The following is a 25,590-nucleotide window of genomic DNA, read 5'->3' as shown; positions in this document are numbered from 1 at the left end:
TAAAACAAGTTATGAAAGCAGTCATGTCAGCAGACATTACTGCTTTTTTTGTTGTTCTAAGAACAAAATATACCAAAGCATATTTTTGTAAGATAATCATACTAGCTAGGTGTTTGTCCCAGATGGAGATGTTAAATTTTAGTAATACTTTGGTTGATCTTCTTTGTTTTTATGAATAATCTCAAGAGTAAATCAAAAATAAAAACTAGCATTGTAGGCTAGCTGTAATGCTAAGGAGCTCTATGGAAAGTGCCCAATATCAACCAATGAATATTGAAGAACATGCCGTACTAAGTCATCGTTCATCAAGTATCGTGCGTTATAGTACGATACTTTCTATGGTTTTAGATGGGTCACCACTCAGAGAAATCCTCCATTCATTAGTGCTTTCCATAGAAGCGCAAAAAATCGGTACTAAAGCCTCAGTATTATTGCTAAGCAATGATAAAAAAAGATTACTGACTGGTGCTGCTCCAAGTTTACCTGAAGAATATAATCAAGCAATTCATGGTGTTGAAATCGGTATTGATGTTGGTTCATGCGGCGCCGCTGCAGCAACCAAAAAACGTGTCATTGTTGAAGATATTGCAAATCACCCCAATTGGGCCGCCTATAAAGAACTACCGCTTAAAGCAGGGTTAAAAGCGTGTTGGTCAGAGCCTATTATCGATACCCATGGCAATGTACTTGGTACTTTTGCCATGTATTACGATACGATTAAATCTCCTGCTGGCGTTGATCTTGAGTTAATCCAAGAAGCGGCAAAGCTTGGCAGCCTTGCCATAGAGCGTAGTCAGGGGCTGCATTTACAACGATTAACTAGCCGTATATTTAATAAACTGCCAATGGGCTTGATTATCACCAATGATGAACATTCAATTTTGTCCGTTAACCCGATGTTCAAAACCATCACGAGAGACTTTACTGCTGACAAGCAATGTTTTGATCCTAATGTTTTTTTTGAGCAATCCGATCCGGTAGTACTGGAATCAATGCTGAAGAACATTCATCGTGGCAATACTTGGCAAGGTGAGTTACTTGCTTATAAGCGAAATGGGCAAACCTTTGATGCTGATGTAACGGTCACCACTTTTAGGGATTATCACGGTGAACAGAATTGTTTTTCTTGGCTTATTACTGACATTAGCGAGCACAAAAATGCTAATCGTTTGATTCATTTTCAAGCAAATAACGATGCATTAACGAGTTTAGCTAATCGTCGTTGTTTCTTAGATAAAATCTATGACTATGTTTGGCAAATAGAGCGTACCCATCAAAAAGGGGCGGCTTGTAGTGTTCTGTTAATGGATATTGATAATTTCAAACAGATTAACGATAGTTTGGGACATGAAAATGGCGACGTATTGTTAAAAGAAGTATCAAACCGTTTAGCCAATGTCGCTCCTTCAAATGGCTTACTAGCGAGAATCGCGGGTGATGAATTTGGTTTATTCATTCCTGGCAAAATCTCCACCTCAGATTTAATCAGCATTGCCAAAGATATCAACCAAGTGGTGACTGATAAAATTAATATTGATAATCAACAAGTTCACCCCTCTATTAGTATTGGTATTTCTCGTTACCCTGAAGACTCTACCATTGTTGAATCTTTAGTCAATTGTGCCAGCCAAGCGATGTATGACGTTAAGTTAACCGGTCGTAACGGTTATCAGTTTTTTAATAAGACAATGCAGCAAAATGCTGAACGTACCGCTTATTTGCAAATGGAGATGACTAAGGCATTAAATGAGCAAGGCTTTGAATTGTACTTTCAGCCAATAGTGTCGACTCTAAATACTCATATTGCTAAGGCTGAGATTCTATTGCGCTGGAAGCTTCACGGAGAGTTTGTGTCACCTGAGGAGTTTATTCCTATAGCTGAGCATTCGGGTTTAATCGTACCAATTGGAAAGTGGGTTAGAGAAAAAGCCATCAAGCTGATTAATCAATTCGTTGAACAAAATACACCTATTGCACTGTCGGTAAATGTATCGACCTGCGAATTCTTAAATGATGAGTTACAACATCAATTTATTGATTCAATCAAATCCTGCAGTGAACAATCATGCAAAACCGCATTTCCGTTTGAGTTATTAACCTTGGAAATTACCGAGTCGCTAATGATGGACCAGCATCAAAATATTGAAAACTTACTCATACGATTAAGAGAGTGGGGAATTAAAATATCGGTCGATGACTTCGGCACTGGTTACTCATCGTTATCTTATCTTGCCAACTTCCCAGTTGATCAGATAAAAATTGATAAAGCGTTTATCCAAAAAATTGAACAGGGCGCACGCCACAAAGCATTAGTAGAAGCCATTGCAAGTATGAGTAATGCTTTAGAGTTAACTGTTACAGCTGAAGGCGTTGAAACACAAACTCAGTTAGATTTCGTTAAAACGCAAAAAGTCGACGATATTCAAGGTTACTTTTTTTATAAACCAATGCCGCAAAAGGAGTTTTTGGCATTAGTTGAAAAACAATTTTGCTCTTAAGCTGACTAAAATAAATACTGAAATAAACTAAGCTTAGATAACCCTTAATACTTGATGTTATTTAACCGTGATATGTCGGCTTATAAAATGGATATAACACCGCTTTCGATGACTATCAGACATCTTACTCACCATTTATAGTAACCAGTAAACGCCGACGTCCGCCATGGTTACGGTGCTCTCCAAGATATATTCCTTGCCAGGTGCCTAGCTCAAGTTGGCCATTTTTAATCGGTATGGTTACTTGGCAACCTAATAAGCTAGATTTCAAATGAGCGGGCATGTCGTCACTGCCTTCATAGGTATGAATATAATAAGGCTCATTTTCTGCAGCGACACGGTTGAAGTAAGATTCAAAATCTTGCCTTACACTTGGATCTGCATTTTCATTGATAGTAATGGAAGCGGAAGTGTGTTGTAAAAAAACATGCATTAAACCAACTTTCAGCTGATTAAGTTCGGGTATTTGATTGAGGATTTCGTCTGTGACGATATGAAATCCACGTGTTTTTGATGCGAGTTGTACTTGCTTTTGTAGCCACATAACTTAATCACTGAGATGGTAAAAATGAGTCCAAATTGTAGTTAAAATCAGTCATTTTTCCAACAGTTTAAAATACTGTTCAAAAAAACTAACTCAGTAGAAAACACTATTAGGGTGATTAACGTGATGATTTGGCGTGTTTTATTTGTTGTATTTTTTGAAACCCTTACCAGCATTGACTTATAGGGTATCCTTTAAACGCTTAATCAAAAAACACTAAAAATGCTGTCAAGAGCAGAATTATTAAATTATTTGCTTAAGCAACAGCTAATAAAAAGGTTAACACGTGTTAGCTGAGTGTAAAACAAACGATTGATACAAATTGATGCATTTTATATTACGTTTTATAGCCGTTTTTTGTGTGTACGTAGAGTGCATTAAACGCGCTTTTCAACGGCATTTAACGTGTTTGAAAATTGAGAAGTTTATGCATTTGGGATTAAAAAGTAAGACGTGTTTAGCTTGGGTATAACCGGTGAGGAAATAAAAAAAGCCGCTTAATCAGCGGCTTTTAAATATGATTTTATCAACTAAATCAAGCTGATATTGTTTACGCTAGCATGCTTTTAGGCTCAGTAAATTCAAGTTCTAATGCTTCTGCAACTTCTTTGCAGACAAGCTTGCCATGAATAACGTTTAAGCCATTTAATAAATGCTTGTCGTCTAATAACGCTGCTTTGTAACCTAAGTTCGCTAACTTAATGATATAAGGCAGTGTAGCGTTATTGAGTGCGAAAGTTGATGTACGTGCAACGGCACCAGGCATGTTGGCAACACAGTAATGAACAACATCATCAACAATGTAAGTTGGCTCTTGGTGAGTTGTTGCGTACGACGTTTCAACACAACCACCTTGGTCAATAGCTACATCGACAATCGCACTACCTGTTTTCATGCGTGAAATCATGTCGCGAGTCACTAATTTAGGGGCTGCAGCGCCAGGAACTAGGACACCACCAATAACAAGATCCGCTTCTAGAACATGACGTTCAATTGCATCAGCTGTTGAGTAAATTGCTTTAACTGAAGAGCCAAACTGAACGTTTAAACGACGTAAGGCATCGATACTTCTATCAAGCACAACAACGTCTGCGCCCATACCCACAGCCATTTGCGCAGCATTAGTGCCGACCATACCGCCGCCAATTATTACGACTTTAGCTGGCTCAACACCTGGAACACCACCAAGTAACATACCGCGACCACCTAAAGACTTTTCAAGTGCGCGTGCACCAGCTTGAATCGACATACGTCCAGCAACTTCTGACATTGGAGCAAGTAACGGTAAGCCGCCACGATCATCAGTGACAGTTTCATATGCGATACAGACAGACTTACTCTTAATTAAGTCTTCTGTTTGCGGCATATCCGGAGCTAAATGCAAGTAAGTAAATAGGATTTGATCTTCACGAAGCATAGCGCGTTCAACAGCTTGCGGCTCTTTTACTTTGACAATCATGTCTGACTGAGCAAAGACTTCTGCAGCTGTTTCTAAGATAGAAGCACCAGCGTCAATATAATCTTGGTTGGTAAAGCCAATGCCCATACCGGCATTAGATTGAACGAATACATCATGGCCTTTAATCGTTAATTCACGAACGCTTGAAGGAACCATACCTACACGGTACTCGTGGTTTTTGATTTCAGTAGGGATACCAATAATCATTTTGTGCCTCTATTTAAATTTGTCGGTGTCGACATATCAATTGTTATTATATTCGGTCGCCTGAACGTGCTTATTTCAGGGAAGTCTAGTATAGTGCCCTAGACGCAGTTTATGCTGCTAAACTTTACACATTAAAAGATGAATATGTTGTTTTTGTGCTAAAGCAAGGTTAATAATATGGCAAATAATAAAAAAATTCTGTAAAAGATTTAGATCGGATTGACCGTAATATCCTCAATGAACTTCAAGTTGATGGTCGCATATCAAACGTGGAGTTATCCAAGCGAGTTGGGTTAAGTCCGACTCCTTGTTTAGAGCGAGTTAAGCGTCTTGAGAAACAAGGTTACATTAATGGCTATACAGCATTAGTTAACCCGCATTATCTTGGTGCATCTTTACTTGTCTTTGTGGAAATCACGTTAACACGAGATACGCCCGATATTTTTGAGCGCTTCAACAAAGCTGTTCAGTTGTTAGATGATATTCAAGAGTGTCATCTAGTTTCTGGTGACTTTGATTATTTATTGAAGACTCGAGTATCTGACATGTCGGCATATCGTCGTTTATTAGGTGAGACACTACTTAAGTTGCCATCAGTTTCTGATACTCGTACTTACGTGGTCATGGAAGAAGTCAAACAAACTAATAAAGTCGCATTAAATTTATTAGCAGATAGCTACTAAACTTTCTGACCAAATAAAATAAAGGGCGTTGCCCTTTATTTTTTTATCTAAAATCCCACTTCTTGGCTTTTTTACAGCCTGAATTGCTTACTTTTCACTCCAAAATCGCTTTGTTAATTAAATATTGGTTATGCAGGCATCTATATGAAAACATTAGGTTGAGCTTGGCTTTCAAGCATTGCATAATCACTGCAACGTCATTGATATTCTGTTATTGTTATCATTCTTATTTAATTCATATTCAGGTGTTTTCGTTTGTCTCAGGGAAATAGTCTTCAAACACTTAGTGGCCTACAGCGTCTTCTTGAAGGTGGCCTAATCATTTGTTGCATGACAGCAACATATATCCTTTTAGCTTTAAGTAGCTTTGACCCGAATGATCCAGGCTGGAGCCAGTCCCATTATCAAGGGGAAATCAGTAATTTAACTGGTGCTGTGGGCGCGTGGACTGCAGATGTCTTGTTCTACTTCTTTGGCTTTATTGCTTACCTTATTCCCATCATTATTGCGGCAACAGGTTGGTTCATATTTAACCGAACTCATAAACTGTTTGAAATTGACTACTTTTCGGTTGGATTAAGAATCATTGGGTTCATGCTTATGGTATTAGCCTTAGCTGCTTTAGCGAGTATGAATGCTGATGATATTTATGTTTTTTCAGCAGGTGGTGTTGCGGGAGATGTCATTGGCCAAGCTATGCTGCCTTACTTTAATAATCTTGGCACGACACTCTTGTTGCTTTGCTTTATTGGTGCAGGCTTTACATTAGCGACAGGTATTAGCTGGCTCACGGTTATTGAAGGCACAGGTTATGGCACGATATGGTGTGTCAAAAAAATTATTAGTTTGCCTACCTACTTTTCTGGAAATACAGAAACAGAAGACACGCGAGGTTTCTTATCTGTTGTCGATAAATTCAAACAAGGTCGTGACAATGCCAATGTCACTGCTGACGGTAATACGCAATTCAGTGCACCACAACATGACGAAAGTCAGGGCGACAATCAAATTAACCCTGCAACGCCACGTGAATATGGCGGAAAACTAGAACCTCAGTTTACCGCCGACAACGAAGAATCAAACCATGATTCCGTTTACGTTGATGAAGATAATAGCGAAGATAAACCTTCGGTTTTCTCGCGTTTAAAATCTAAACTTTCACCACGTCGTCAACAAGTAAATGATGCTTTGGATGACGAATATTTGAATGACTCAGAGCATACTCAGGCAAATATAAATGAGCAGGGCAGAGTCGAACCTCAATTAAACACAAATGACGCTATTGTAGCTGATGACACGCCAGCGTGGGCCGCAACAGGTGATGCACCAGCGGTTGATCTTACTCAACAGAACCAACAAAACAGTGTTGCAGAATTTGGCGATGAGTTTGAACGTACGACGTCTATTGGTGCAACGGTTATGGCTGCTGCGGTTAAAAACCAGCAATCAGAATCGGTATCAGATTCTGTGGCTTCTACTGAAAGCGCACCCGTTCAAGCAAGTGCAGCTGAAAAACCGTATGTTGCCGAGGGAATCATTGTTATTCCTGGTCAAGAGCCGCAAGTGGTCACGAGTCAGCCAAGAGTGGCAATGCCGCCATTACCGAGTATCAGTTTATTAGATGTACCTGATCGTAAAGAAAACCCAATAACTAAAGATGAGCTAGATATAGTTGCAAGGCTTGTTGAAACTAAATTAGCTGATTTTAACATTGTCGCAAACGTGGTTGGCGTATTTCCAGGACCGGTTGTGACAAGGTTTGAACTTGAACTAGCACCAGGTGTTAAAGCCTCGAAAATTACAAACCTTTCTAAGGATTTAGCGCGCTCTCTACTTGCTGAAAGTGTTCGTGTTGTAGAGGTCATTCCAGGAAAAGCCTATGTTGGCTTAGAGTTACCTAACAAATTCCGTGAAACGGTCTTTATGCGAGATGTGCTTGATAGTAAAACCTTTGATGAAAGCCAGTCGAACTTATCTATGGTGCTGGGTGAAGACATCGCGGGCGACCCTGTTGTTGTTGACTTAGGTAAAATGCCGCATTTATTAGTGGCGGGTACTACAGGCTCGGGTAAGTCTGTCGGTGTGAACGTCATGATCACCAGTATCCTTTATAAATCTGGTCCTGATGATGTTCGCTTTATCATGATTGACCCGAAAATGTTGGAACTGTCGGTTTATGAAGGCATTCCGCACTTACTTTGTGAAGTTGTCACCGACATGAAAGAAGCAGCCAATGCGCTGCGTTGGTGTGTTGGGGAAATGGAACGCCGTTATAAGTTAATGTCGGCGCTGGGTGTACGTAACCTTAAAGGCTACAACACTAAGATTAAACTGGCTAAAGAAGCTGGCACTCCGATCGTTGACCCGTTGTGGAAATCATCGGAAAGCATGGATGAACAAGCGCCTGAGTTAGATAAATTACCTTCAATAGTCGTTGTGGTTGATGAGTTTGCCGACATGATTATGATTGTTGGTAAAAGGTAGAAGAGTTGATAGCTCGTATTGCCCAAAAAGCGCGAGCTGCGGGTATCCATTTGATACTAGCAACCCAAAGACCTTCTGTGGATGTGATTACTGGTTTGATTAAAGCCAACGTTCCAACACGGATAGCTTTCCAAGTTTCTTCAAGAATTGACTCTCGAACCATTTTAGATCAACAAGGTGCAGAAACCTTACTTGGCATGGGTGACATGCTTTATTTGCCACCAGGGACAAGCGTTCCTATTCGTGTTCACGGCGCGTTTATTGACGATCACGAAGTGCACAAAGTGGTTGCTGATTGGCATGCACGAGGTAAACCACAATATGTTGATGAAATTCTAAATGGCGTAAGCGAAGGTGAACAAGTATTACTGCCAGGTGAAACAGCTGAGACTGATGACGATACCGATCAACTTTATGACGAGGCGGTGGCATTTGTTACTGAAACGCGTCGTGGCTCAATATCCAGTGTGCAACGTAAGTTTAAAATTGGATATAACCGAGCAGCTAGAATCATCGAGATGATGGAAGCGCAGGGGATTGTCAGTACACAAGGCCATAACGGAAATCGTGAAGTATTAGCGCCACCACCGCCTAGAGGCTAACATTAACCTGATTGGCAATGGCACCTCAGATATGAGGTAGTGTGTAATAAGCGTTCTGCACCTCAAACAAGTAGTAGGAAACAATATGACAAAAAGTGTTGGTGTAATTTCAATGGTAGCCTTGTTGCTATCAGCTAACGTTCTGGCAGATGATTCACAAGCATTGCGTAGCAAATTAGAACAACTTGAATCATTAAAAGCGAATTTTACACAAGAAGTCACAGATATTAACGACAAAGTTATTCAAAGTGGTAGTGGCGTCTTTGCATTAGCGTACCCCAATAAATTCTTTTGGCATTTGACTGAACCTGATGAGTCATTAATCGTCGCTGATGGCTCTGATTTATGGATATACAACCCGTTTGCAGAAGAGGTGACGGTAATGGATTTTGCTGATGCAGTTGAAGCATCGCCAATCGCATTATTGGTACATCGAGATGAGAGTACCTGGCAACAATACCATGTTAGCCAAGTGCAACCAGAGTCTGGTAAAGCGTGTTATTTGATTAAGCCTAAATCATTGGATACGTCTGTTGTGACTGTCACTGTGTGCTTTAACGATTCAGGCATTAGTGATTTTAGCTTACTTGATCAGCAAGGTAATCATAGTCAATTTGCTTTAAGCGAGCAGACTAATGTATCAACAGAAGAAAAGGGGTTGTTTGAGTTTGTTATCCCAACAGATGTCGATATTGATGATCAGCGTCAATCAGAGCGATAAATCATAGTGGCTAATTTAGGATTTGACTTTGCCCCTGACTTTCGCCCATTGGCTGCTAGAATGCGTCCAAGGGATATCAGTGAGTATGTCGGGCAGTCTCACCTATTAGGTGAAGGTCAACCTTTAAGGCAAGCTCTTGAAGCCAACCGTGCTCACTCAATGTTACTTTGGGGGCCTCCAGGAACGGGTAAAACTACCCTAGCAGAGCTCGTTGCCCATTATGCGAACGCGCATGTTGAGCGAATTTCTGCTGTAACGTCTGGTGTAAAAGAAATTCGAGCAGCTATAGAACAAGCTCAAGCCGTGGCACAAAGTAGAGGCCAACGTACTTTATTGTTTGTTGATGAAGTACACCGTTTTAATAAAAGCCAACAAGATGCATTTTTACCCTTTATTGAAGATGGCACGGTTATTTTTGTTGGCGCCACCACTGAAAATCCTTCATTTGAGTTAAACAACGCGTTGTTATCTCGAGCAAGAGTCTATTTAATCAAACCACTTTCAGACCAAGACATTGCTACAATTATCCAGCAAGCCTTAACAGACGAAAAGCGTGGCTTTGGGACTCGTCATTTTGTTATGCCAGATGACGTGATGCAGCAATTAGCCAGCATTTCAGATGGCGATGCGAGAAAAGCATTAAACTTATTAGAGTTAATGAGTGACTTGGTTGACGATAACGGCAGTTTTACACCAGACATGTTGACGCAAGTTGCCGGGCATCAAATGGCGGCTTATGACAAAAATGGCGATCAATTTTACGATTTAATCTCGGCAGTGCATAAATCAGTTCGCGGTTCTGCTCCTGATGCCGCTTTATACTGGTATTGCCGTATATTGGAAGGTGGCGGCGATCCGCTATATGTTGCGAGACGATTGCTAGCTATCGCTTCAGAAGATATCGGCAATGCAGATCCAACGGCAATGAATATTGCGCTAAATGCTTGGGATTGCTTCCACCGAGTGGGACCTGCAGAAGGTGAAAGAGCAATTGCACAAGCGATAGTGTATATGGCAAGTGCCCCAAAAAGTAATGCCGTTTATACTGCTTTTAAAGCCGCAAGAGCATTAGCACGTGAGTCAGGCCATGAATCAGTGCCAGATCATCTACGAAATGCACCAACTCAACTAATGAAAAATATGGGATTGGGGGCAGAATATCGCTACGCTCATGATGAACCTGGCGCATATGCACCAGGAGAAAATTACTTCCCAGAATCATTACAAGACAGCCAATTTTACTATCCAACAGAACGTGGTTTTGAAAAACGGATAAAAGATAAATTGGTCCATTTGGCTGAACTTGACAGAACAAGTGAGGTAAAACGATATGATTAGCTTGACCAATATCATGTTTGTGGCACTCGGCGGCTCTATTGGAGCAGTTTTTCGCTATGTTATTTCAATTTTAATGCTTCAGCTATTTGGAAGCAGTTTTCCTTTTGGTACACTGTTGGTCAATATATTGGGATCATTCATAATGGGCATTGTATATGCCATTAGTCTCGAAACCTCGCATTTAAGCCCAGAGCTAAAAGCGATGGTCGGAGTTGGCCTTTTAGGTGCTTTAACTACATTCTCGACTTTTTCCAATGAAACATTATTGCTAATGCAAGAGGGACTCTTCATTAAAGCAATTCTCAACGTGTTGTTGAATGTCATCCTATGTATATTCATGGTGTATGTCGGTCAGCAGCTAGTATTTTCTCGCATTTAACTATTAAGAATATATAACATGTTAGATCCAAAATTTTTGCGTAACGAACTTGAAGTCACAGCTGAGCTTTTAGCACGACGTGGCTTTATCCTTGATGTTAGCCGCTTAACTGCTTTAGAAGAAACACGTAAGTCGCTACAAGTGGAAACAGAAGAATTACAAGCATCCCGTAATGCAATCTCTAAATCCATTGGTCAAGCAAAGTCTCGTGGTGAAGATGTTAGTGAAATCATGGCGAAAGTGGGTGACTTAGGTTCTCAGCTCGATGCGAAGAAATCAGAACTAGCAGCGTTATTAGCAGAGCTAAATGGTATTGCGATGAGCATGCCTAACTTACCTGATGATGAAGTACCAGCAGGCGCTGACGAAAATGATAACGTTGAAGTTCGCACTTGGGGTGAGCCGACTAAATTTGATTTTGAAATCAAAGATCACTTAGATCTTGGCGAAGGCTTAGATGGTTTAGACTTTAAAAGTGCGGTTAAAATTACCGGTTCTCGTTTCATTGTCATGAAAGGTCAAATCGCTCGTTTAACTCGAGCTGTCGGTCAGTACATGCTAGATCTACATACTGAAAACCATGGTTATACAGAAATGTATGTACCACTTCTAGTCAATGAAGAAAGTTTATTAGGTACAGGTCAGCTACCAAAATTTGGTGAAGACTTATTCCACACAAAACCTGCTACTGAAGAAGGCCAAGGACTAAGCTTAATTCCTACTGCTGAAGTTCCATTAACTAACATGGTTCGTGACACGATTATCGATGAAGCGGATTTACCATTAAAAATGACGGCATTAACATCATGTTTCCGTAGTGAAGCAGGGTCATATGGCCGTGATACACGTGGCCTTATACGTCAACATCAGTTTGACAAGGTAGAACTGGTTCAAATTGTTAAGCCTGAAGATTCTATGGCTGCACTTGAAGAGTTAACAGGCCATGCTGAAAAAGTATTACAAGGGTTAGGCTTACCTTACCGCACAATGATTTTATGTACTGGCGACATGGGTTTTGGCGCTGCTAAAACTTACGATCTAGAAGTTTGGCTTCCTGCACAAAATACTTATCGTGAAATTTCTTCTTGTTCTAACATGAAGGATTTCCAAGCTCGTCGCATGCAAGCTCGCTACCGTGGTGTTAATGATAAAAAGCCTACATTACTGCATACATTAAATGGTTCGGGTTTAGCTGTTGGGCGTACTGTCGTTGCGATTCTCGAAAACTACCAAAATGCGGACGGTTCAATCACGATCCCTGAAGTATTGCGTCCTTATATGCGTGGCTTAGAGAAGATTGGCTAATGCAATTAGCTATTAAAATGGCCTAATATTCTGTAAGCCAGTTTTCTCTACAAAAAACCAAACCCTGTGTTTGGTTTTTTTATGCCATAAATAAAATAACGCAAAGTAAATCCGAGTTTAATGAAGTTAACACGTGCTGAAATAAAAATTGCAATATGAACACTGTGATCTATTGGATTTACATAGCAATAATGGATAAGTGAAATACACAAATTCGTCAATCTCTGCAAACAATAAGGAGAAAATGTGGAATTACAACGACGCGCTTCATTTGACCATTGTTAAGGAGTATAAAAGAGATTCTCATAGAAGGTTATTAGTGCCTAAAGCATACAATTTATGACTTTATCGAGGCCGCTGCTTAATTTAAATCAGTTTTTTGAATAGCCAGATTCTCCTTTTTATTACGGATCAAAAATAAGTGAAAAGAATGTCGTTATTGGTTGTTTTTGTATGCGGATACGGATTAGCAAGTTTTCAAGCAACCCGAGCTCAACTTCAAGATGAGATAAATGATTATCCGAATGAAATTGCTATCGCATCTAAGCTATTAACGCTTTATTCCGAGCAATGTGAAGGTGCTGAGCAGACAAGTTTCTCTCCGTATGTGCAACATGCCACTACGCGTTATCAGTTATTGGTTAATAAAGCTGATAAGTTTCCATATTTTTTGGATCAACATTTTGTAGAGAACCATCTTCAATCAGCGTCTGAGTTTAATCAATTAATTCAATCTTCACGCAACCATTTATTTGCATGTTCTAAATCCTAATCGAGGTAAAGGACACGCTAAATTGGTATTGAGTCTTGTATTTATCTTTACTGGACTTTTAGTGTGTTTCTCATTGCAAGCGCTTGGCTCGTTCAACGAATTAAATTCAGCTTATTGTAAGTGATAGTGATAGTTTGCGTTTTGTTAGGGTGTAAGGGTGTAAGGGTGTAAGGGTGTAAGGGTGTGAAGTGTACTTGTCCTCGGAAGTGGTTTAATTTGATTCGCTTTTATTGATTCACTCTTGTTTATTAGTACAGGTAAACGCTGTCGAGTAATTAATGCTAAAATGCTTTTCAGCAATCAACACTAAACTTAATCAACGAGTTCATGCTAGAAATTAAATACACCATAGATGACATCACCACCCTAATGTATGTCGATCAAGTTCATATCTTCAGTAATTTCAACAAACAATGGGTCACCGCTGCATCATTAAAAACGGGTGACAAAATAATCGCCCGTAATGGTAGCCAAGCAAGTATATTACGAATTGTTGAAGTCGATACTCGTAAACCCAATGTAGAACTAGTGGCTAAATTACGTGACGTTAAGTTAAGTCATAACCATCACTTCTTCGTTACACAACAGCCTCAATCGGCTCTTGAAGTTAGCTGTGAGCAACCACCTGATGACCCACTTGAATTAATTCCATATCAACTTGCCAATAAACCTTCTTACTTACCTAATGGAGAGCCGACAGGTCATCATAGTGGGCCATGGGTTGCTGCAAAGTATCTTGATGAAGTGGGTAATGAGTTTATTGGTTGGGGGCGAGCTAATGATCGGCATTGTGCTGAGGATGCAGCTGTTATTGATCTAAAAGATAAAGTTGCAGATGTCAGTTTATTAACTCAACAAAATGTCACTATTTCTCATGCCTATATTCGTAAGTACAGTAAGCGTGGTCGGTTAATTAACACCATGAGCCCATGCCAGTATTGTCGTGACAATTATGGTATGGCCCTTAACGACAGTCGAGTAGGGGATAGTAATGTGGTTAAAGCTGGACGTGATCATTTGCCAATTGCTTAGTTTATTTAAGCTTATATTGAAGATATTTACCCGTTAGCCCGTTAGCTTGTGCGATAACGACACAATTAAAAAAGCCTGAACGAATACGTGTCAGGCTTGTTGAAGTCACCAAGTAGGTTAAATGCATTTAGCGGGTTTTGGTAAACCGGCAATTTTGGTTGCTTGCTTTGCGGGGCCAATAGGGAATAATGTGTAAAGGTATTTAGAATTACCTTTGTCTGGGCCTAATGCTTGACCTATCGCTTTTACTAAAACACGAATAGCTGGGCTAGTTTTGTATTCTAAGTAAAAGTCACGAACGAAGTTTATGACTTCCCAATGTTGCTCTGTAAGGACAATGTCTTCTGTGGCCGCTAGAATAGGCGCCATATCAGCTTTCCAATCGGTATAATTTTTTAAATAACCTTTAGCATCGACTTCGATTTGCTGACCGTTAAAGTCAAATGAGTTTACCAAGTGATCACCTTCGTATGTTCCAATGTGGCCAGTACAAACTGGTCATAATCGATAACCTTAATATTGTTTGTCTGAGGTAGGCGAGCGCCTAATCCTCTTGCATCAATATCTTCAATTAACACGTAAATTTTGATGTTTGATAATCGCTGTTGCCACTTATGATTAAGTAAGCAGTTTATGGCATCGTCTGATAACAAGATGCTGTCTTGCTCTGCGATGTATCGTAAACAGCAGGTTAGTGCGTTATCTGTCGTTGCTGAGTGTTGTACTAGGTGCATTATCATTAGTACACCACCACTTCATTTGCTTGCTGTATTAAAGTTTGGATATGTTTTTCTGAGGCTAATTCAGCTTCAAAGTTAAAATCTTTAGCTGTAATACCAAATTGTACTGCTGACTCTCGGCAGACTAAAACAGTATCAATATCGTATAAACTTAATGCTTTGAAAGTCGACAGGTAATCTTTACTTCCCACAAGTTCAGGTTGTTGTTCAGGCAGTAAATGCAGTACAGCTTCATCGGTAAATATAATACTGACTTCTTGCTCGAAACTTGCACTGAGCATAGCAAAGTCTAAGCCTTCACGACTGGATGTATTTCCAATAGGGCTTTTTCTGAAGATGACGCAGATTTTTTTCATATCCATTCCTGTATGCATTACTAAAAGCAAACCAATCTGTCTGATTGCTCAATACCCGTGACTAACTCACCTAAACCACCCATAGTAAATTGTTCACTAGCATTATATTGCTGCTTGTCATTTTCTAATGCATCTTGCGCTGATAGGACTCCACGCCTTAATGCAGCAGAGACGCAATTGACTAATTTGACATTATGTTCTGATGCCAGTTTAGTCCAAGCGCGGTGTAAATCATGCTCATCAGATGCTGGGCAAACGAGGCTATTACTGTTGAATACACCTTGCTGATAAAAGAAGATATGGCTGACTTGATGACCTAGTGATAAAACACTTTCAGTAAAACGAAGCGCTCTAAAACTGGCAGTAGACCCATAAACCGTGCCATTAACTTGGATAATAAATTTACTCATAACAATAAAAAATGGCTCCTGAATGAGGAGCCATTTTAGCCTAGTTAACTGATTAATCACAGTGGATTTATAAAGTGACTGACCCGTTACTTGACGCTATTAATCATCATTTCCCATACCAAGCAGGTGAAGAAGTGCCATGAATAGGTTGATGAAGTTTAAGAATAACGAAATTGTTGCGCGGATATAGTTAGTTTCGCCGCCATTTACGATACGACTTGTATCGTAAAGGATTAAACCAACCATGATCATAGCGACAGCAGCTTGTAATGCCATGAACATAGCACCGCTATTAACAAAGAACATATTGATTAATGAAAGGCCAATAACAACAAGTAGGCCGGCGAATAAGAAGCCACCCATAAAGTTAAAGTCTTTCTTCGTCGTGATTGCGTAAGCTGATAAAGATACAAAAATAACAGACGTTAAACCAAATGCTTGCATGATAAGCTCTGGGCCATTATTCAAACCAACATAGTGATTTAGAATATAGCCTAATGAAGCACCTTGCATACCTGTGAAGGCAAAGATCCACGCTAATCCTGATGCATTGTCAGCTTTTTTCAAGGTGACCATCATGACGACAATACTACCAAGAGATAAACCGATAGACATGAATGGGCCGATATTTAACGCCATTGCGACACCTGCCATTACAGCAGCAAATGCTAATGTCATAGACAGCAGCATATAAGTGTTTTTAATGAGTTTGTTGGTTTCCATCGTCGTGGCTTGTTGACCCGACAAAGTTTGTTGATTCATAACAGTCTCCGAGACGTTAAAAAGAGTGTAATTTAACAAAATGCTCTCTCAGCACATGGTAAATTACTGATAACTTAACTTGATGATACAACAGCTTTGCTACAGCTTAAAGTCATCATGATGAACTAGTTGATTTTGCGCCATTAATTTATCTTCAATGTCGCAAAATCAGACAATATGTTGAGCATTAACCTTATTGTTGAAAACAATACTTAAATGAACATTAAATTGGTCAATCTTAAAGGACGACAAAGCCGTGTTTACGCTAACCATTCACGATGGAGCTTGTCTGTATCACCAAGATAGTCGAGCACCCATTCAAGTGCTGGGGACATTTTTTCTTGATTCCAAGCAAGACAACATGGGCTTGCATTTTTAGGGTTTTCTAAGGTTTTCGCAATCAATGAACCCGATTGGATAAAAGGCTTAGCGAGATTAAGTGGCATATAACCAATACCTGAACCGTCTCTAAAGCAATTAATGGCTCGAATCCAATCAGGCACAACTAGACGGCGTTGATTGTCGAGTAGCCATGTGGTTCGTTTAGGGATCTCTCTTGACGTATCTTCAAGACAAATAGAAGGGTAGATACGTAATTCATCATCAGTTAAAGGACGATCGATGTCTGCTAATGGGTGATTTTTACTGACTAAAAACGCCCATTCAATGTCTCGCATATCTTTATACTGAAAAACACCACCGACAGGTATCGCAGTGGTTGCACCAATGGCAATATCACTTCTGCCTGTAGCTAACGCTTCCCAAACGCCATTAAACACTTCAATGCGAATAATTAATTCTACATCACTAAAGTGGCGGTAAAAATCTGAGATCAGCACACTGATTCGGTCTGCTCTAACAATGTTATCTAACGCAATAGAAAGTGTAGGTTGCCAACCGTTTGCGACACGTTGAGTGCTTCGTTTTAGGTCATTCATTTCAGCCAGCAACTCTCTTGCATGTTGGACAAAATGTTTACCTGGCTCTGTTAAGCTAACACTGCGATGATGCCTTTCAAACAAAATGACACCAAGTTCATCTTCAATTTGTTTTACTGCGTAACTAACGGCTGATGGAACTTTATGCAATTGATTAGCTGCAGCAGTGAAACTACCTACACGAGCGACAATATCAATCATTTCCAATGCTTGTTCTGAAAGCATAGAGGGCGATCCTTTGCTGTGAAAAAATATGAATGCAGTCATCAAAAGTAAACGTTTCACAAACATTTTGCAAGTGATTAGACTGCACGCTGATTTTTAACAGCCCTTTATTTGGAATTATTTTTAAGATGACTAATGCGTCTTCAAACACTGCCAATGTGCAGTATTTTATTTTATTAGCCTATTTAGCTTTGTTAAGTATGTTAGGTTTTATTGCAACTGATATGTACTTGCCTGCATTTCAGAATATTGCTGATTCTTTTTCAACAAGCTTGAATAATGTTGCCTTTTCACTGACCACATTCTTAGCTGGTCTCGCCATAGGCCAATTATTATATGGTCCTTTAGTTGAAAAAATTGGTAAGCAAAACGCATTAATTGCGGGTTTAACGTTATTTGCAGCTGCAAGTGGCGTCATTGTGGCAAGTGATTCAATTACGATGTTAAATATTGCCCGTTTTTTTCAAGCATTAGGAGCATGTAGTGCTGGTGTCATTTGGCAAGCCATCGTCGTTGAAAAATACGATGCTGACAAAGCGCAAAAAGTGTTCTCGAATATTATGCCGCTAGTGGCTTTATCTCCAGCTGTTGCGCCGTTAATTGGAGCCGCGATTGTTAATTCATTTGGCTGGCGTTCGGTATTTGTTACTTTAGTCATTGTGGCCGTTTTACTTATCGTACTCACTAAATGGTTAGTGGCAAGTGAATCAAAACAAGCTGAAGTGCAGCAAAGCATCAGCTATAAAAGCATTGTGAAAAACACCCGTTACTTAGGAAACGTGGTTATTTTTGGAGCGTGTTCGGCTGCATTTTTTAGTTACTTAACTGTGTGGCCAAGTGTCATGATTAAGTTTGGCTACGAAGCGCAGGCAATTGGACTCAGTTTTATTCCTCAAACCATCATGTTTATCGTAGGTGGTTATATGAGTAAGGTATTGGTTAAAAAGTGCGGAGCACAATCAGCCCTTAAATACGTACTAGGTTTATTCTTTGCTTGTGTTGCTGTAATTGCGTTAGTCACTTTAGTTATGACGATGGAAACTATATATCCATTGCTGATTTCTTTCTCTGTTTTAGCGGCTGCCAACGGTGCGATTTATCCTATTGTGGTCAATAACGCATTACAGCAGTTTAGTAATAATGCGACTAAGGCAGCTGGCTTACAAAACTTTATTCAAATCGGAATGGCTTTTGGGGCTTCGAGTATTGTTGCTATGCTGGCTCAATATGCTGAAATGACTATTGGATTAGGCATATTACTGAGCGCTGTTGGAGTCTATTTAGGTTACTTGTTATCTAAGCAAGATAGTTGGGCGAGCATGTCGAATGGTTTTGTAGCGCCAGATCCAGCAAGAGTAGGGCTTTATTCAGATAAAAAATCGACAGATTGATTGTAAGTCAAGCAATCGATTAGTTTTATTAGTTTTAGTACTTTACAGCAAACGTCGAGAACATTATTATTCTCGTCGTTCGGAGAGATGGCAGAGTGGTCGAATGCACCGGTCTTGAAAACCGGCATGGGTTTGTAGCCCATCTAGGGTTCAAATCCCTATCTCTCCGCCATATTTAAAGAAGCCCGCTATTTTATAGCGGGCTTTTTGCTTTTTCGATTTTGAAATATTGGTAATGGGTTTGTAGCGCAATCGATGTAGGGGTCAAATCCCTATCTCTCCGCCATATTTATCGAAAAAGCCCGCTAGCAATAGCGGGCTTTTTTGTTTCTGGATTCAAACTTTTAATGAAATGGTTTGTAGGGTGCCAATGTAGGGGGCAAACCCTAACTCTGCGCCATATTTAGAAAAGGCCGTTACTACAAAGTAACGGCCTTTTTACTTTCTTTATTTTGATAAATTGGCAATGAGTTTGTAGCGTAATCGATGTAGGGTTCAATTCCCTATTTCTCCGCCATATTTATCGAAAAAGCCCGCTAGCAATAGCGGGCTTTTTTGTTTCTGGATTCAAACTTTTAATGAAATGGTTTGTAGGGTGCCAATGTAGGGGTCAAACCCTAACTCTGCGCTATATTTAGAAAAGGCCGTTACTACAAAGTAACGGCCTTTTACTTTCTTTATTTTGATAAATTGGCAATGAGTTTGTAGCGTAATCGATGTAGGGTTCAATTCCCTATCTCTCCGCCATATTTAAAGAAGCCCGCTATTTTATTGCTGGCTTTTTGCTTTTTCGATTTGAATTATTGGCAATGGGTTTGTAGCGTAATCGATGTAGGGTTCAAATTCCTATTTCTCATTCATGTTTAGAGAAGTCCGTTACCACAAAGTCGCGGGCTTTTTGCTTTCCAATTTTGAAATATTGGCAATGGGTTTGAGCGCAATAAAGGCAAGAGTAGAAGCTGAGTGCCATATGTTTATTTCTTGCAGATTCTAGTATTGATTTACTCAGCCTACGCAACTGCTCACTAAACTCACTATTTGATGCATAGTTAGCCAAACAATCATTATCTTTAAATTAATACTTTACACTAACCAGAGTGATAGCTATTATCTTGCTCGTTCGGAGAGATGGCAGAGTGGTCGAATGCACCGGTCTTGAAAACCGGCATGGGTTTGTAGCCCATCTAGGGTTCAAATCCCTATCTCTCCGCCATATTTAGAAAAGCCCGTTACTGCAAAGTAACGGGCTTTTTGCTTTCTTTATTTTGAAATACTGGCAATGGGTTTGTAGCGTAATCGATGTAGGGTTAAAACCTTATCTCTCCGCCATATTTATCGAAAGAGCTCGCTAGTAATAGCGGGCTTTTTTGTGTTTGGATTCGAACTTTTATCGAAATGGTTTGTAGCGCAATCGATATAGGGTTCAAATCCCTATCTCTCCGCCATATTTAGAGAAGCTCGCTATTTTATAGCGGGCTTTTTGCTTTCTTTATTTTGAAATTTTAGCAATAGGGTTGTAGCGTAATCAATGTAGCTTCATATTCCTTTCTCTTTGCTATATTCAGAAACCAATAGCGATGAATGAGTAACCTATTGATAGGAAGTTCTAATAAGAACCTCACACACTTTAATGAAAAAGCCAGAGCATGGCTCTGGCTTAGAAAGGGCATAATATTTTTTTAGCTATTGGTATTTCTCGAACCACCAAAGAATATGAGCGACTTTAGACATTAAGTTACTTGGGCGTTTATAAATCCCATGTGGCGCATCTGGAATTCTAACCATTGCTGTATCGATATTGCGAAGTTTTAGTGCTTGGTAGTATTGTTCTGTTTCTGCTATGGGCGTTCGCTGATCCGCATCACCAGTTAATAGCATAGTTGGAGTTTTAACGTTTCCTACATAGCTTATTGGTGAAAGTTTCATGTAGTGAGCTGTATCTTCCCATGGCATTTTTTTAAACCAGTTTTTGATAACAAATGGATAAATATCTGTTGTTAATGCGAAGCTGTACCAGTTAATGACAGGCTTAGCGACAACAGCAGCTTTAAATCTATCGGTGTGACCAATGATCCATGCTGTTAATACGCCTCCGCCCGAGCCACCGGTGACAAATAGCGCGTCCTTATTAATTGCCTCTTGGGCGATGACACCGTCTACCACAGACATTAAGTCATCATAATCTTGGCTTGGGTAGTTGTTATGTATAGTTTGGGCAAACTCCTTACCGTAACTATCACTTCCTCGAGGGTTTGCATAAACAACAACATATCCGCTCGCTGCCATTAATTGCACTTCTGCTGAAAAATGAGGACCGTAATTTGTGACTGGGCCACCGTGAATTTCTAAAATCAATGGAAACTGTTTGCCAGCCTCTTTTGCGGCTTTGTAACCAGGTGGGTAGGCAATCCATGCTTGAATATTACGATCATCATAAGACGACTTGACGTTGATTTCTTTTATATCGGCTAATGTTTTGTAATCGAGAGCATCACTGTTGAGATCTGTTAACTGTTGAGTTTTGCCTTTTCGAGTGATTGCAATATCTGCTGGGCGCTGTGGATCAGAGTAAGTGAAAGCAATAGTACCATTCTCTGCTACATCAAAATCACTGCCTGTATAAGGTCGGCCAAATGCAAGGCCTCCGAGGTTCTTAGCTACTATCTTACGTTTACCATTTAATGGTTGATAAGCGACATAAGTTTCACCTTTATCGTGATAGCTCATATACACAGCTTTACTATTGTCAGCCCATTGGATGCTATTGATTGAGCGATCTAAATCAGTCGTGATTGCACGTTTATTGCTGCCATCAATATCCATGACATACAATAAAGTGTTCTCATAATTCATATGATGTTGATCGTAGCCTAAATAAGCAATGTAATTACCGTTAGGTGATACATGAGGTGCATTGTCAGGCCCAAGTCGGTCAGTGAGTTGGCTAACTTTTTGAGTCTGGACATCAACACTAAATATATTGCTATCAGTCCATTCTAATTCTTTATCTTCACGGGTGTTCGTTGCATAAATTATCTGTTTGCCGTCTTTTGTCCAACTGAGGTTGCTGCGATGATCAAATTGACCTTGGGTAATTTGTCGAGCAGAGCCACCATCAGCAGACATGACAAAAATATGGCTATGACCAGGTTTCGTAAAACCAGCACCGTCAAAACGGTAGTACATATCATCAATATAAACTGCTGGTTTAGCCCACTTAGCGTTATGTGGTTTACCGGGCAAAGATACAACTGACTTTGGTTTGCTTGGAACAAAACGAGTAAAGGCTATTTTTGTGCCATCTGGTGACCAAGTAAGGTTACTGGGCGCATGACTAAAATGACTCATTTGGCCTACATCACCGCTTTCTAACCACTTTATATGTATTTGAGGTGAACCACTCGCGGTTGATACATAAGCAAGCTTGCTGTTATCGGGTGATAAAGTTGGAGAAAAGTCCACATGCAAACCATTAGTTACAGGGGTTAAACGCTTTTTGTTGTCGACCTTCCAGATATTGCCGAGCTTTTTATCACTTTGAATATCCATGTAGTTTCTAACGAAGTAAACCTCATCTCCGTCGTTATTGATTTCAAGGTTTGAGGCATATTCGAGGGTAAAAATATCCTCAAGTTGCAATGTATTGTCGGGGCTAGCTTGCGTATCCGCTGATTGAGTATCCGCAATTGCCATTGTTGAGCTAATAGCAACGGCCATAGGTGTCAGCATTAACACCAGATATATGCCTTTGTTCATGTGTATTCCTTGACGAGTAAAATTAAGCATTGGAGAAGTATGAATCTTTAGCTTTTGTATAAGCCTTTATATACTGATTTGACGAATAAAATTAGTCTTTACTGTAAATTAGCATATAAAGAATTAATATTAAAGGGATGTGAATGCTGGTTTACATTTGTGTTTTGTTAGGTATATTACCCGTATAAATAACTTATAAAAGACGCTACTCATGTTTACTCATTCCCTGATAAATCATCATAAACACTCATTTAAACCTACTATTATTCGCGGTTCTGTTAGCCTAGTATCCTTATTATTAAGCGGCGTTATGGCTCAATCAGCATTCGCAGCAACTCAAGTTATTCATGCAGGTGAGCTACTTGCCATACCAGGGAAGTCGCCATTAACTCAGCAAACTATTGTGGTTAAAGATGGTAAAATCCTTGATGTCAGAGAAGGCTTTATTTCAGCTAAGTCGATTGCAAAAGACGCTAAGTTAATCGATTTATCAAACAGTTTCGTTATGCCAGGTTTAATGGACATGCACGTGCATTTACAAATGGAACTTGGTCCAGGTAACACGAAAGATACAGTAAAGTTATCTGATGCTGATATCGCAATGAAAAGTGTTCATTACGCAAAAACAACGTTGTTAGCTGGCTTTACAACAGTGCGTGATTTACTGAGTGAATCAGAGCAAATGTACGCTTTACGAGATGGTGTTGAAAAGGGATGGATAGAAGGGCCTCGAATTATTGCCGCTGCAGGTATTTCTATCACAGGAGGACATTTAGATGCAGATGGAATGGCGCCAGATTTATTAGCAATGAAGTCTCCTAAAACACTTTGTGATGGGCCTTATGAGTGTCGAAAAATGACCAGGCACGCAATTAAATATGGCGCTGATGCGATTAAAGTAGCGTCAACTGGTGGAGTATTATCGGATACCAATACGGGTACGGGTCAACAAATGACTGATTTAGAGCTAAAAGAAATTGTGCAAACAGCACATGATCTTGGCCGAAAAGTAGCCAGTCATGCCCATGCAACTGCAGGGATTAATGCCGCATTGCGTGCAGGTGTCGACAGTATCGAGCATGGTAGTTATGCAGACGACGAAACCATCAAACTATTTAAGCAAACTGGTGCGTATTTAGTGCCCACATTATTGGCTGGTGCGACGGTTGTAGATATGGCTGAAACATCTGATTTTATGTCTAAACCTATCAAAGCGAAAGCGATCCGTGTTGGCGCTGATATGTTAGCTAACTTCGAGAAGTCATATAAGGCGGGCGTCAAGATTGCGTTTGGTACTGATAGTGGCGTGTCAAAGCATGGTATTAATGCACAAGAAGCGGTGTTAATGCACCAAGCTGGTATGTCCAATAGCGATATTTTACAGTCTGCTACAGTGAATGCGGCTGATTTAATCGATATGTCTGATAAATTAGGTACCATTGAAACTGGTAAATTTGCCGATATTATTGCGACTAGAAAGAGTCCACTTAAGGATATTTCAGCTTTATTGAGCGTCAGTTTTGTTATGAAAGATGGCAAGGTTTACAAAAATCTTTAGTTCGCTCCAAATATTAATCCATTAGTGTTTTAAAAAAGAGGCGTTAGCCTCTTTTTTTGAATAAAACTGTCATTGTTAATGCCTTGTTATCTCGTTTTGTGCATAATAACGCCATTATAAGTAATAGACACCACACTTTTAGCATGAATCAGACACTTTATGGGAATTAGAGATGGAAGCAGTAGCGTTTGAGCAGGTTCTTAGTAGCAATACTGCTGATAACATGACGCTGTCTGAAGCTCAGTCTTATTTTTCCTCGCAGCAAAATGCGCTTAATCTTCATGAGTTTATTGAGCCAAGTTATCTCAGTTCAAAAGAATTTAGAAAACAGGGTGTAGAACGATTAGATCATTTGTCTTTGTTATTATCTCAATACAAACGTTTTTATTGTCAGTACGTACTTAATTCTGGTAGCGATTTTTTAAATACATTAGTAAACAATAAACAGAAGGGCTTGAGTCAATCTATTCATAGCGGCGTTTCTAAAATTGAGAAAAAAGCGATAGAACAAGCAATGTTTTTTAATGCTCGTGCATCATGGATAGCCAATACACGTTTGTTGATATCTATCCTTGATGATAACGAACATTGTATCCAATTTGATGGAGAGGTTTTTGTGTTTACTGACGATAATCTCAAAACACATTTTGATGATTGCATTCTTGCAATGGAAGTCGCTGCAGATTTCGAACATTTATTTTTAAATAGTAGAAAGTCTACGCTGGGCACTTGGTTCGAAAGTGTTGTTGCACGATTTAAGTAACAACTTAAATGCTAATTAAAGCAGTGATAGTGCACAATTGCATCCAATCTTCTTCTATTAGACATGTTGAAAAGGAAAAAATATGGACGTTTTGTACTTTGCATTTTCTTGGGGTTCGCCTGTTGGATTGGGTTTATTCTTTTTTCTTTCTTGTAGTGGCACGGGTATTTTGTTTTGGGGATTATCTAAGTTTAAGAAGGGGAGTGATAAAGCCAATAATTAACCGAGTTTGATGTGAGTAGTTAATCATAGAGATGAATACTTATGTTGATGATTCATCATTTGTTACTAAAAAACACAATACAACATAACACTGAAGCTTCAAGGGATAAGAAGCTGTCATTCTATAAGGAAATAAAAATCTATGGGTTTAGTTATATTGGCTTCAGCCATTCAGTTTTTGGTCGGTGGAGCGCTTGCAATGGGGCTGATATTCGGATTAAGCGCATTAACAGGCTATAAAATTACTGAAACAAACAACTCTGTCATTATTGCCCTGTGGTTAACCTATTGCGCGAGCATTTTTGCCAGCATTATCTTGCTTATATATCAATATTCTAAAGAAGCCGCTAGCACTCATTATTTATGGTTACTGCTACCTTGGATGGTACTTGTTGCTATTTATGGATATATTGAACTGTGCGTAGAGAAAATTAATTAGTCGTTT

At 39.6% G+C, this 25,590-nt stretch carries 22 protein-coding genes, 2 tRNA genes and 1 pseudogene; 16 read left to right on the top strand and 9 right to left on the bottom strand.

The window, feature by feature from the left end:
* The first annotated feature begins 242 nt into the window (after positions 1-242).
* Positions 243-2,498 carry an EAL domain-containing protein gene (locus ACGEDC_RS19675; RefSeq protein WP_394495260.1) on the top strand — a complete coding sequence of 752 codons (2,256 nt, stop codon included), beginning with the start codon at positions 243-245 and terminating at the stop codon, positions 2,496-2,498.
* A 124-nt stretch (positions 2,499-2,622) separates the two neighbouring features.
* On the opposite strand, the gene ACGEDC_RS19670 is transcribed toward ACGEDC_RS19675, so the two are convergent.
* Together ACGEDC_RS19670 and ald are read right to left on the bottom strand one after the other, a co-directional pair.
* Positions 2,623-3,042: a secondary thiamine-phosphate synthase enzyme YjbQ gene (locus tag ACGEDC_RS19670; protein WP_065107996.1), complete on the bottom strand. Its 420-nt coding sequence runs from the start codon at positions 3,040-3,042 to the stop codon at positions 2,623-2,625.
* 550 nt (positions 3,043-3,592) lie between these two features.
* Positions 3,593-4,708 (bottom strand): alanine dehydrogenase, encoded by a 1,116-nt coding sequence (ald, locus tag ACGEDC_RS19665; protein ID WP_055026024.1) that lies wholly within the window; start codon positions 4,706-4,708, stop codon positions 3,593-3,595.
* Between the two features lie 218 nt (positions 4,709-4,926).
* Here ald and lrp point away from each other — a divergent pair, with 218 nt between their 5' ends.
* From lrp to ACGEDC_RS19625, 8 genes and pseudogenes are all read left to right on the top strand, one after another.
* Complete coding sequence (lrp, locus tag ACGEDC_RS19660) at positions 4,927-5,391, top strand: leucine-responsive transcriptional regulator Lrp (protein WP_394498421.1); 465 nt, start codon at positions 4,927-4,929, stop codon at positions 5,389-5,391.
* Between the two features lie 255 nt (positions 5,392-5,646).
* Positions 5,647-8,477 (top strand): annotated as a pseudogene (locus ACGEDC_RS19655) (DNA translocase FtsK 4TM domain-containing protein).
* An 85-nt stretch (positions 8,478-8,562) separates the two neighbouring features.
* Positions 8,563-9,198, top strand: a complete 636-nt coding sequence (gene lolA, locus ACGEDC_RS19650) for an outer membrane lipoprotein chaperone LolA (RefSeq protein WP_394495257.1) — start codon at positions 8,563-8,565, stop codon at positions 9,196-9,198.
* A gap of 60 nt (positions 9,199-9,258) precedes the next feature.
* On the top strand, positions 9,259-10,536 hold the full coding sequence (locus tag ACGEDC_RS19645; protein ID WP_394498419.1) for a replication-associated recombination protein A: 1,278 nt from the start codon (positions 9,259-9,261) through the stop codon (positions 10,534-10,536).
* Positions 10,529-10,915 (top strand): fluoride efflux transporter CrcB, encoded by a 387-nt coding sequence (gene crcB / locus ACGEDC_RS19640; protein ID WP_372036725.1) that lies wholly within the window; start codon positions 10,529-10,531, stop codon positions 10,913-10,915. Before ACGEDC_RS19645 ends, crcB begins: the two co-directional genes overlap by 8 nt.
* Positions 10,916-10,933: 18 nt before the next feature.
* Positions 10,934-12,220: a serine--tRNA ligase gene (gene serS, locus ACGEDC_RS19635; protein WP_055026029.1), complete on the top strand. Its 1,287-nt coding sequence runs from the start codon at positions 10,934-10,936 to the stop codon at positions 12,218-12,220.
* A gap of 430 nt (positions 12,221-12,650) precedes the next feature.
* Positions 12,651-12,992, top strand: a complete 342-nt coding sequence (locus ACGEDC_RS19630; RefSeq protein WP_055026030.1) for a hypothetical protein — start codon at positions 12,651-12,653, stop codon at positions 12,990-12,992.
* 327 nt (positions 12,993-13,319) lie between these two features.
* Positions 13,320-14,024 (top strand): hypothetical protein, encoded by a 705-nt coding sequence (locus ACGEDC_RS19625; protein WP_394495253.1) that lies wholly within the window; start codon positions 13,320-13,322, stop codon positions 14,022-14,024.
* Between the two features lie 117 nt (positions 14,025-14,141).
* Here ACGEDC_RS19625 and ACGEDC_RS19620 read toward each other — a convergent pair whose 3' ends face one another.
* From ACGEDC_RS19620 to punR, 6 genes are all read right to left on the bottom strand, one after another.
* Positions 14,142-14,480 carry a TusE/DsrC/DsvC family sulfur relay protein gene (locus tag ACGEDC_RS19620; protein WP_080915817.1) on the bottom strand — a complete coding sequence of 113 codons (339 nt, stop codon included), beginning with the start codon at positions 14,478-14,480 and terminating at the stop codon, positions 14,142-14,144.
* Positions 14,474-14,764: a sulfurtransferase complex subunit TusB gene (gene tusB, locus ACGEDC_RS19615; RefSeq protein WP_394495250.1), complete on the bottom strand. Its 291-nt coding sequence runs from the start codon at positions 14,762-14,764 to the stop codon at positions 14,474-14,476. Before tusB ends, ACGEDC_RS19620 begins: the two co-directional genes overlap by 7 nt.
* Entirely contained in the window at positions 14,764-15,120 is a 357-nt protein-coding gene (tusC, locus tag ACGEDC_RS19610; RefSeq protein ID WP_282166217.1) for a sulfurtransferase complex subunit TusC, read from the bottom strand. The genes tusB and tusC overlap by 1 nt, the downstream gene beginning before the upstream one ends.
* A 20-nt stretch (positions 15,121-15,140) precedes the next feature.
* Complete coding sequence (gene tusD, locus ACGEDC_RS19605) at positions 15,141-15,530, bottom strand: sulfurtransferase complex subunit TusD (RefSeq protein WP_394495248.1); 390 nt, start codon at positions 15,528-15,530, stop codon at positions 15,141-15,143.
* Positions 15,531-15,629: 99 nt separating this feature from the next.
* Positions 15,630-16,292, bottom strand: coding sequence for a Bax inhibitor-1 family protein (locus tag ACGEDC_RS19600; protein WP_055026036.1), 663 nt, complete (start codon positions 16,290-16,292; stop codon positions 15,630-15,632).
* 260 nt (positions 16,293-16,552) lie between these two features.
* Positions 16,553-17,455, bottom strand: coding sequence for a DNA-binding transcriptional activator PunR (gene punR / locus ACGEDC_RS19595; RefSeq protein WP_065108006.1), 903 nt, complete (start codon positions 17,453-17,455; stop codon positions 16,553-16,555).
* A 128-nt stretch (positions 17,456-17,583) separates the two neighbouring features.
* Here punR and punC point away from each other — a divergent pair, with 128 nt between their 5' ends.
* The 3 genes from punC to ACGEDC_RS19580 all read left to right on the top strand — a co-directional run bounded on the left by punC (position 17,584) and on the right by ACGEDC_RS19580 (position 20,059).
* Entirely contained in the window at positions 17,584-18,846 is a 1,263-nt protein-coding gene (punC, locus tag ACGEDC_RS19590; RefSeq protein WP_394495244.1) for a purine nucleoside transporter PunC, read from the top strand.
* An 81-nt stretch (positions 18,847-18,927) separates the two neighbouring features.
* Positions 18,928-19,018: transfer RNA gene (locus ACGEDC_RS19585), tRNA-Ser, on the top strand.
* 950 nt (positions 19,019-19,968) lie between these two features.
* Positions 19,969-20,059: transfer RNA gene (locus ACGEDC_RS19580), tRNA-Ser, on the top strand.
* A gap of 470 nt (positions 20,060-20,529) precedes the next feature.
* Here ACGEDC_RS19580 and ACGEDC_RS19575 read toward each other — a convergent pair.
* Positions 20,530-22,575 carry a S9 family peptidase gene (locus ACGEDC_RS19575; protein ID WP_394498417.1) on the bottom strand — a complete coding sequence of 682 codons (2,046 nt, stop codon included), beginning with the start codon at positions 22,573-22,575 and terminating at the stop codon, positions 20,530-20,532.
* A gap of 337 nt (positions 22,576-22,912) precedes the next feature.
* On the opposite strand from ACGEDC_RS19575, the gene ACGEDC_RS19570 reads away from it, so the two are divergent.
* The 4 genes from ACGEDC_RS19570 to ACGEDC_RS19555 all read left to right on the top strand — a co-directional run bounded on the left by ACGEDC_RS19570 (position 22,913) and on the right by ACGEDC_RS19555 (position 25,584).
* A complete protein-coding gene (locus tag ACGEDC_RS19570; RefSeq protein ID WP_394495242.1) occupies positions 22,913-24,160 on the top strand; it encodes a metal-dependent hydrolase family protein in 1,248 nt (415 codons plus the stop codon).
* A 172-nt stretch (positions 24,161-24,332) separates the two neighbouring features.
* Positions 24,333-24,923: a hypothetical protein gene (locus ACGEDC_RS19565; RefSeq protein WP_055024612.1), complete on the top strand. Its 591-nt coding sequence runs from the start codon at positions 24,333-24,335 to the stop codon at positions 24,921-24,923.
* Between the two features lie 82 nt (positions 24,924-25,005).
* Positions 25,006-25,146, top strand: a complete 141-nt coding sequence (locus tag ACGEDC_RS19560) for a hypothetical protein (protein ID WP_394495240.1) — start codon at positions 25,006-25,008, stop codon at positions 25,144-25,146.
* A gap of 141 nt (positions 25,147-25,287) precedes the next feature.
* The gene (locus ACGEDC_RS19555) at positions 25,288-25,584 is read left to right on the top strand and encodes a hypothetical protein (RefSeq protein ID WP_055024611.1); all 297 of its coding nucleotides are present in this window, start codon (positions 25,288-25,290) and stop codon (positions 25,582-25,584) included.
* The last annotated feature ends 6 nt before the right edge of the window (positions 25,585-25,590 follow it).

This window comes from Shewanella sp. ENK2 (genome assembly GCF_043568515.1).
GTDB classification, from domain to species: Bacteria; Pseudomonadota; Gammaproteobacteria; order Enterobacterales; family Shewanellaceae; genus Shewanella; species Shewanella japonica.
Note: the sequence above shows the minus strand (reverse complement) of the source record. Positions and strands in the feature narration are given on the sequence as shown.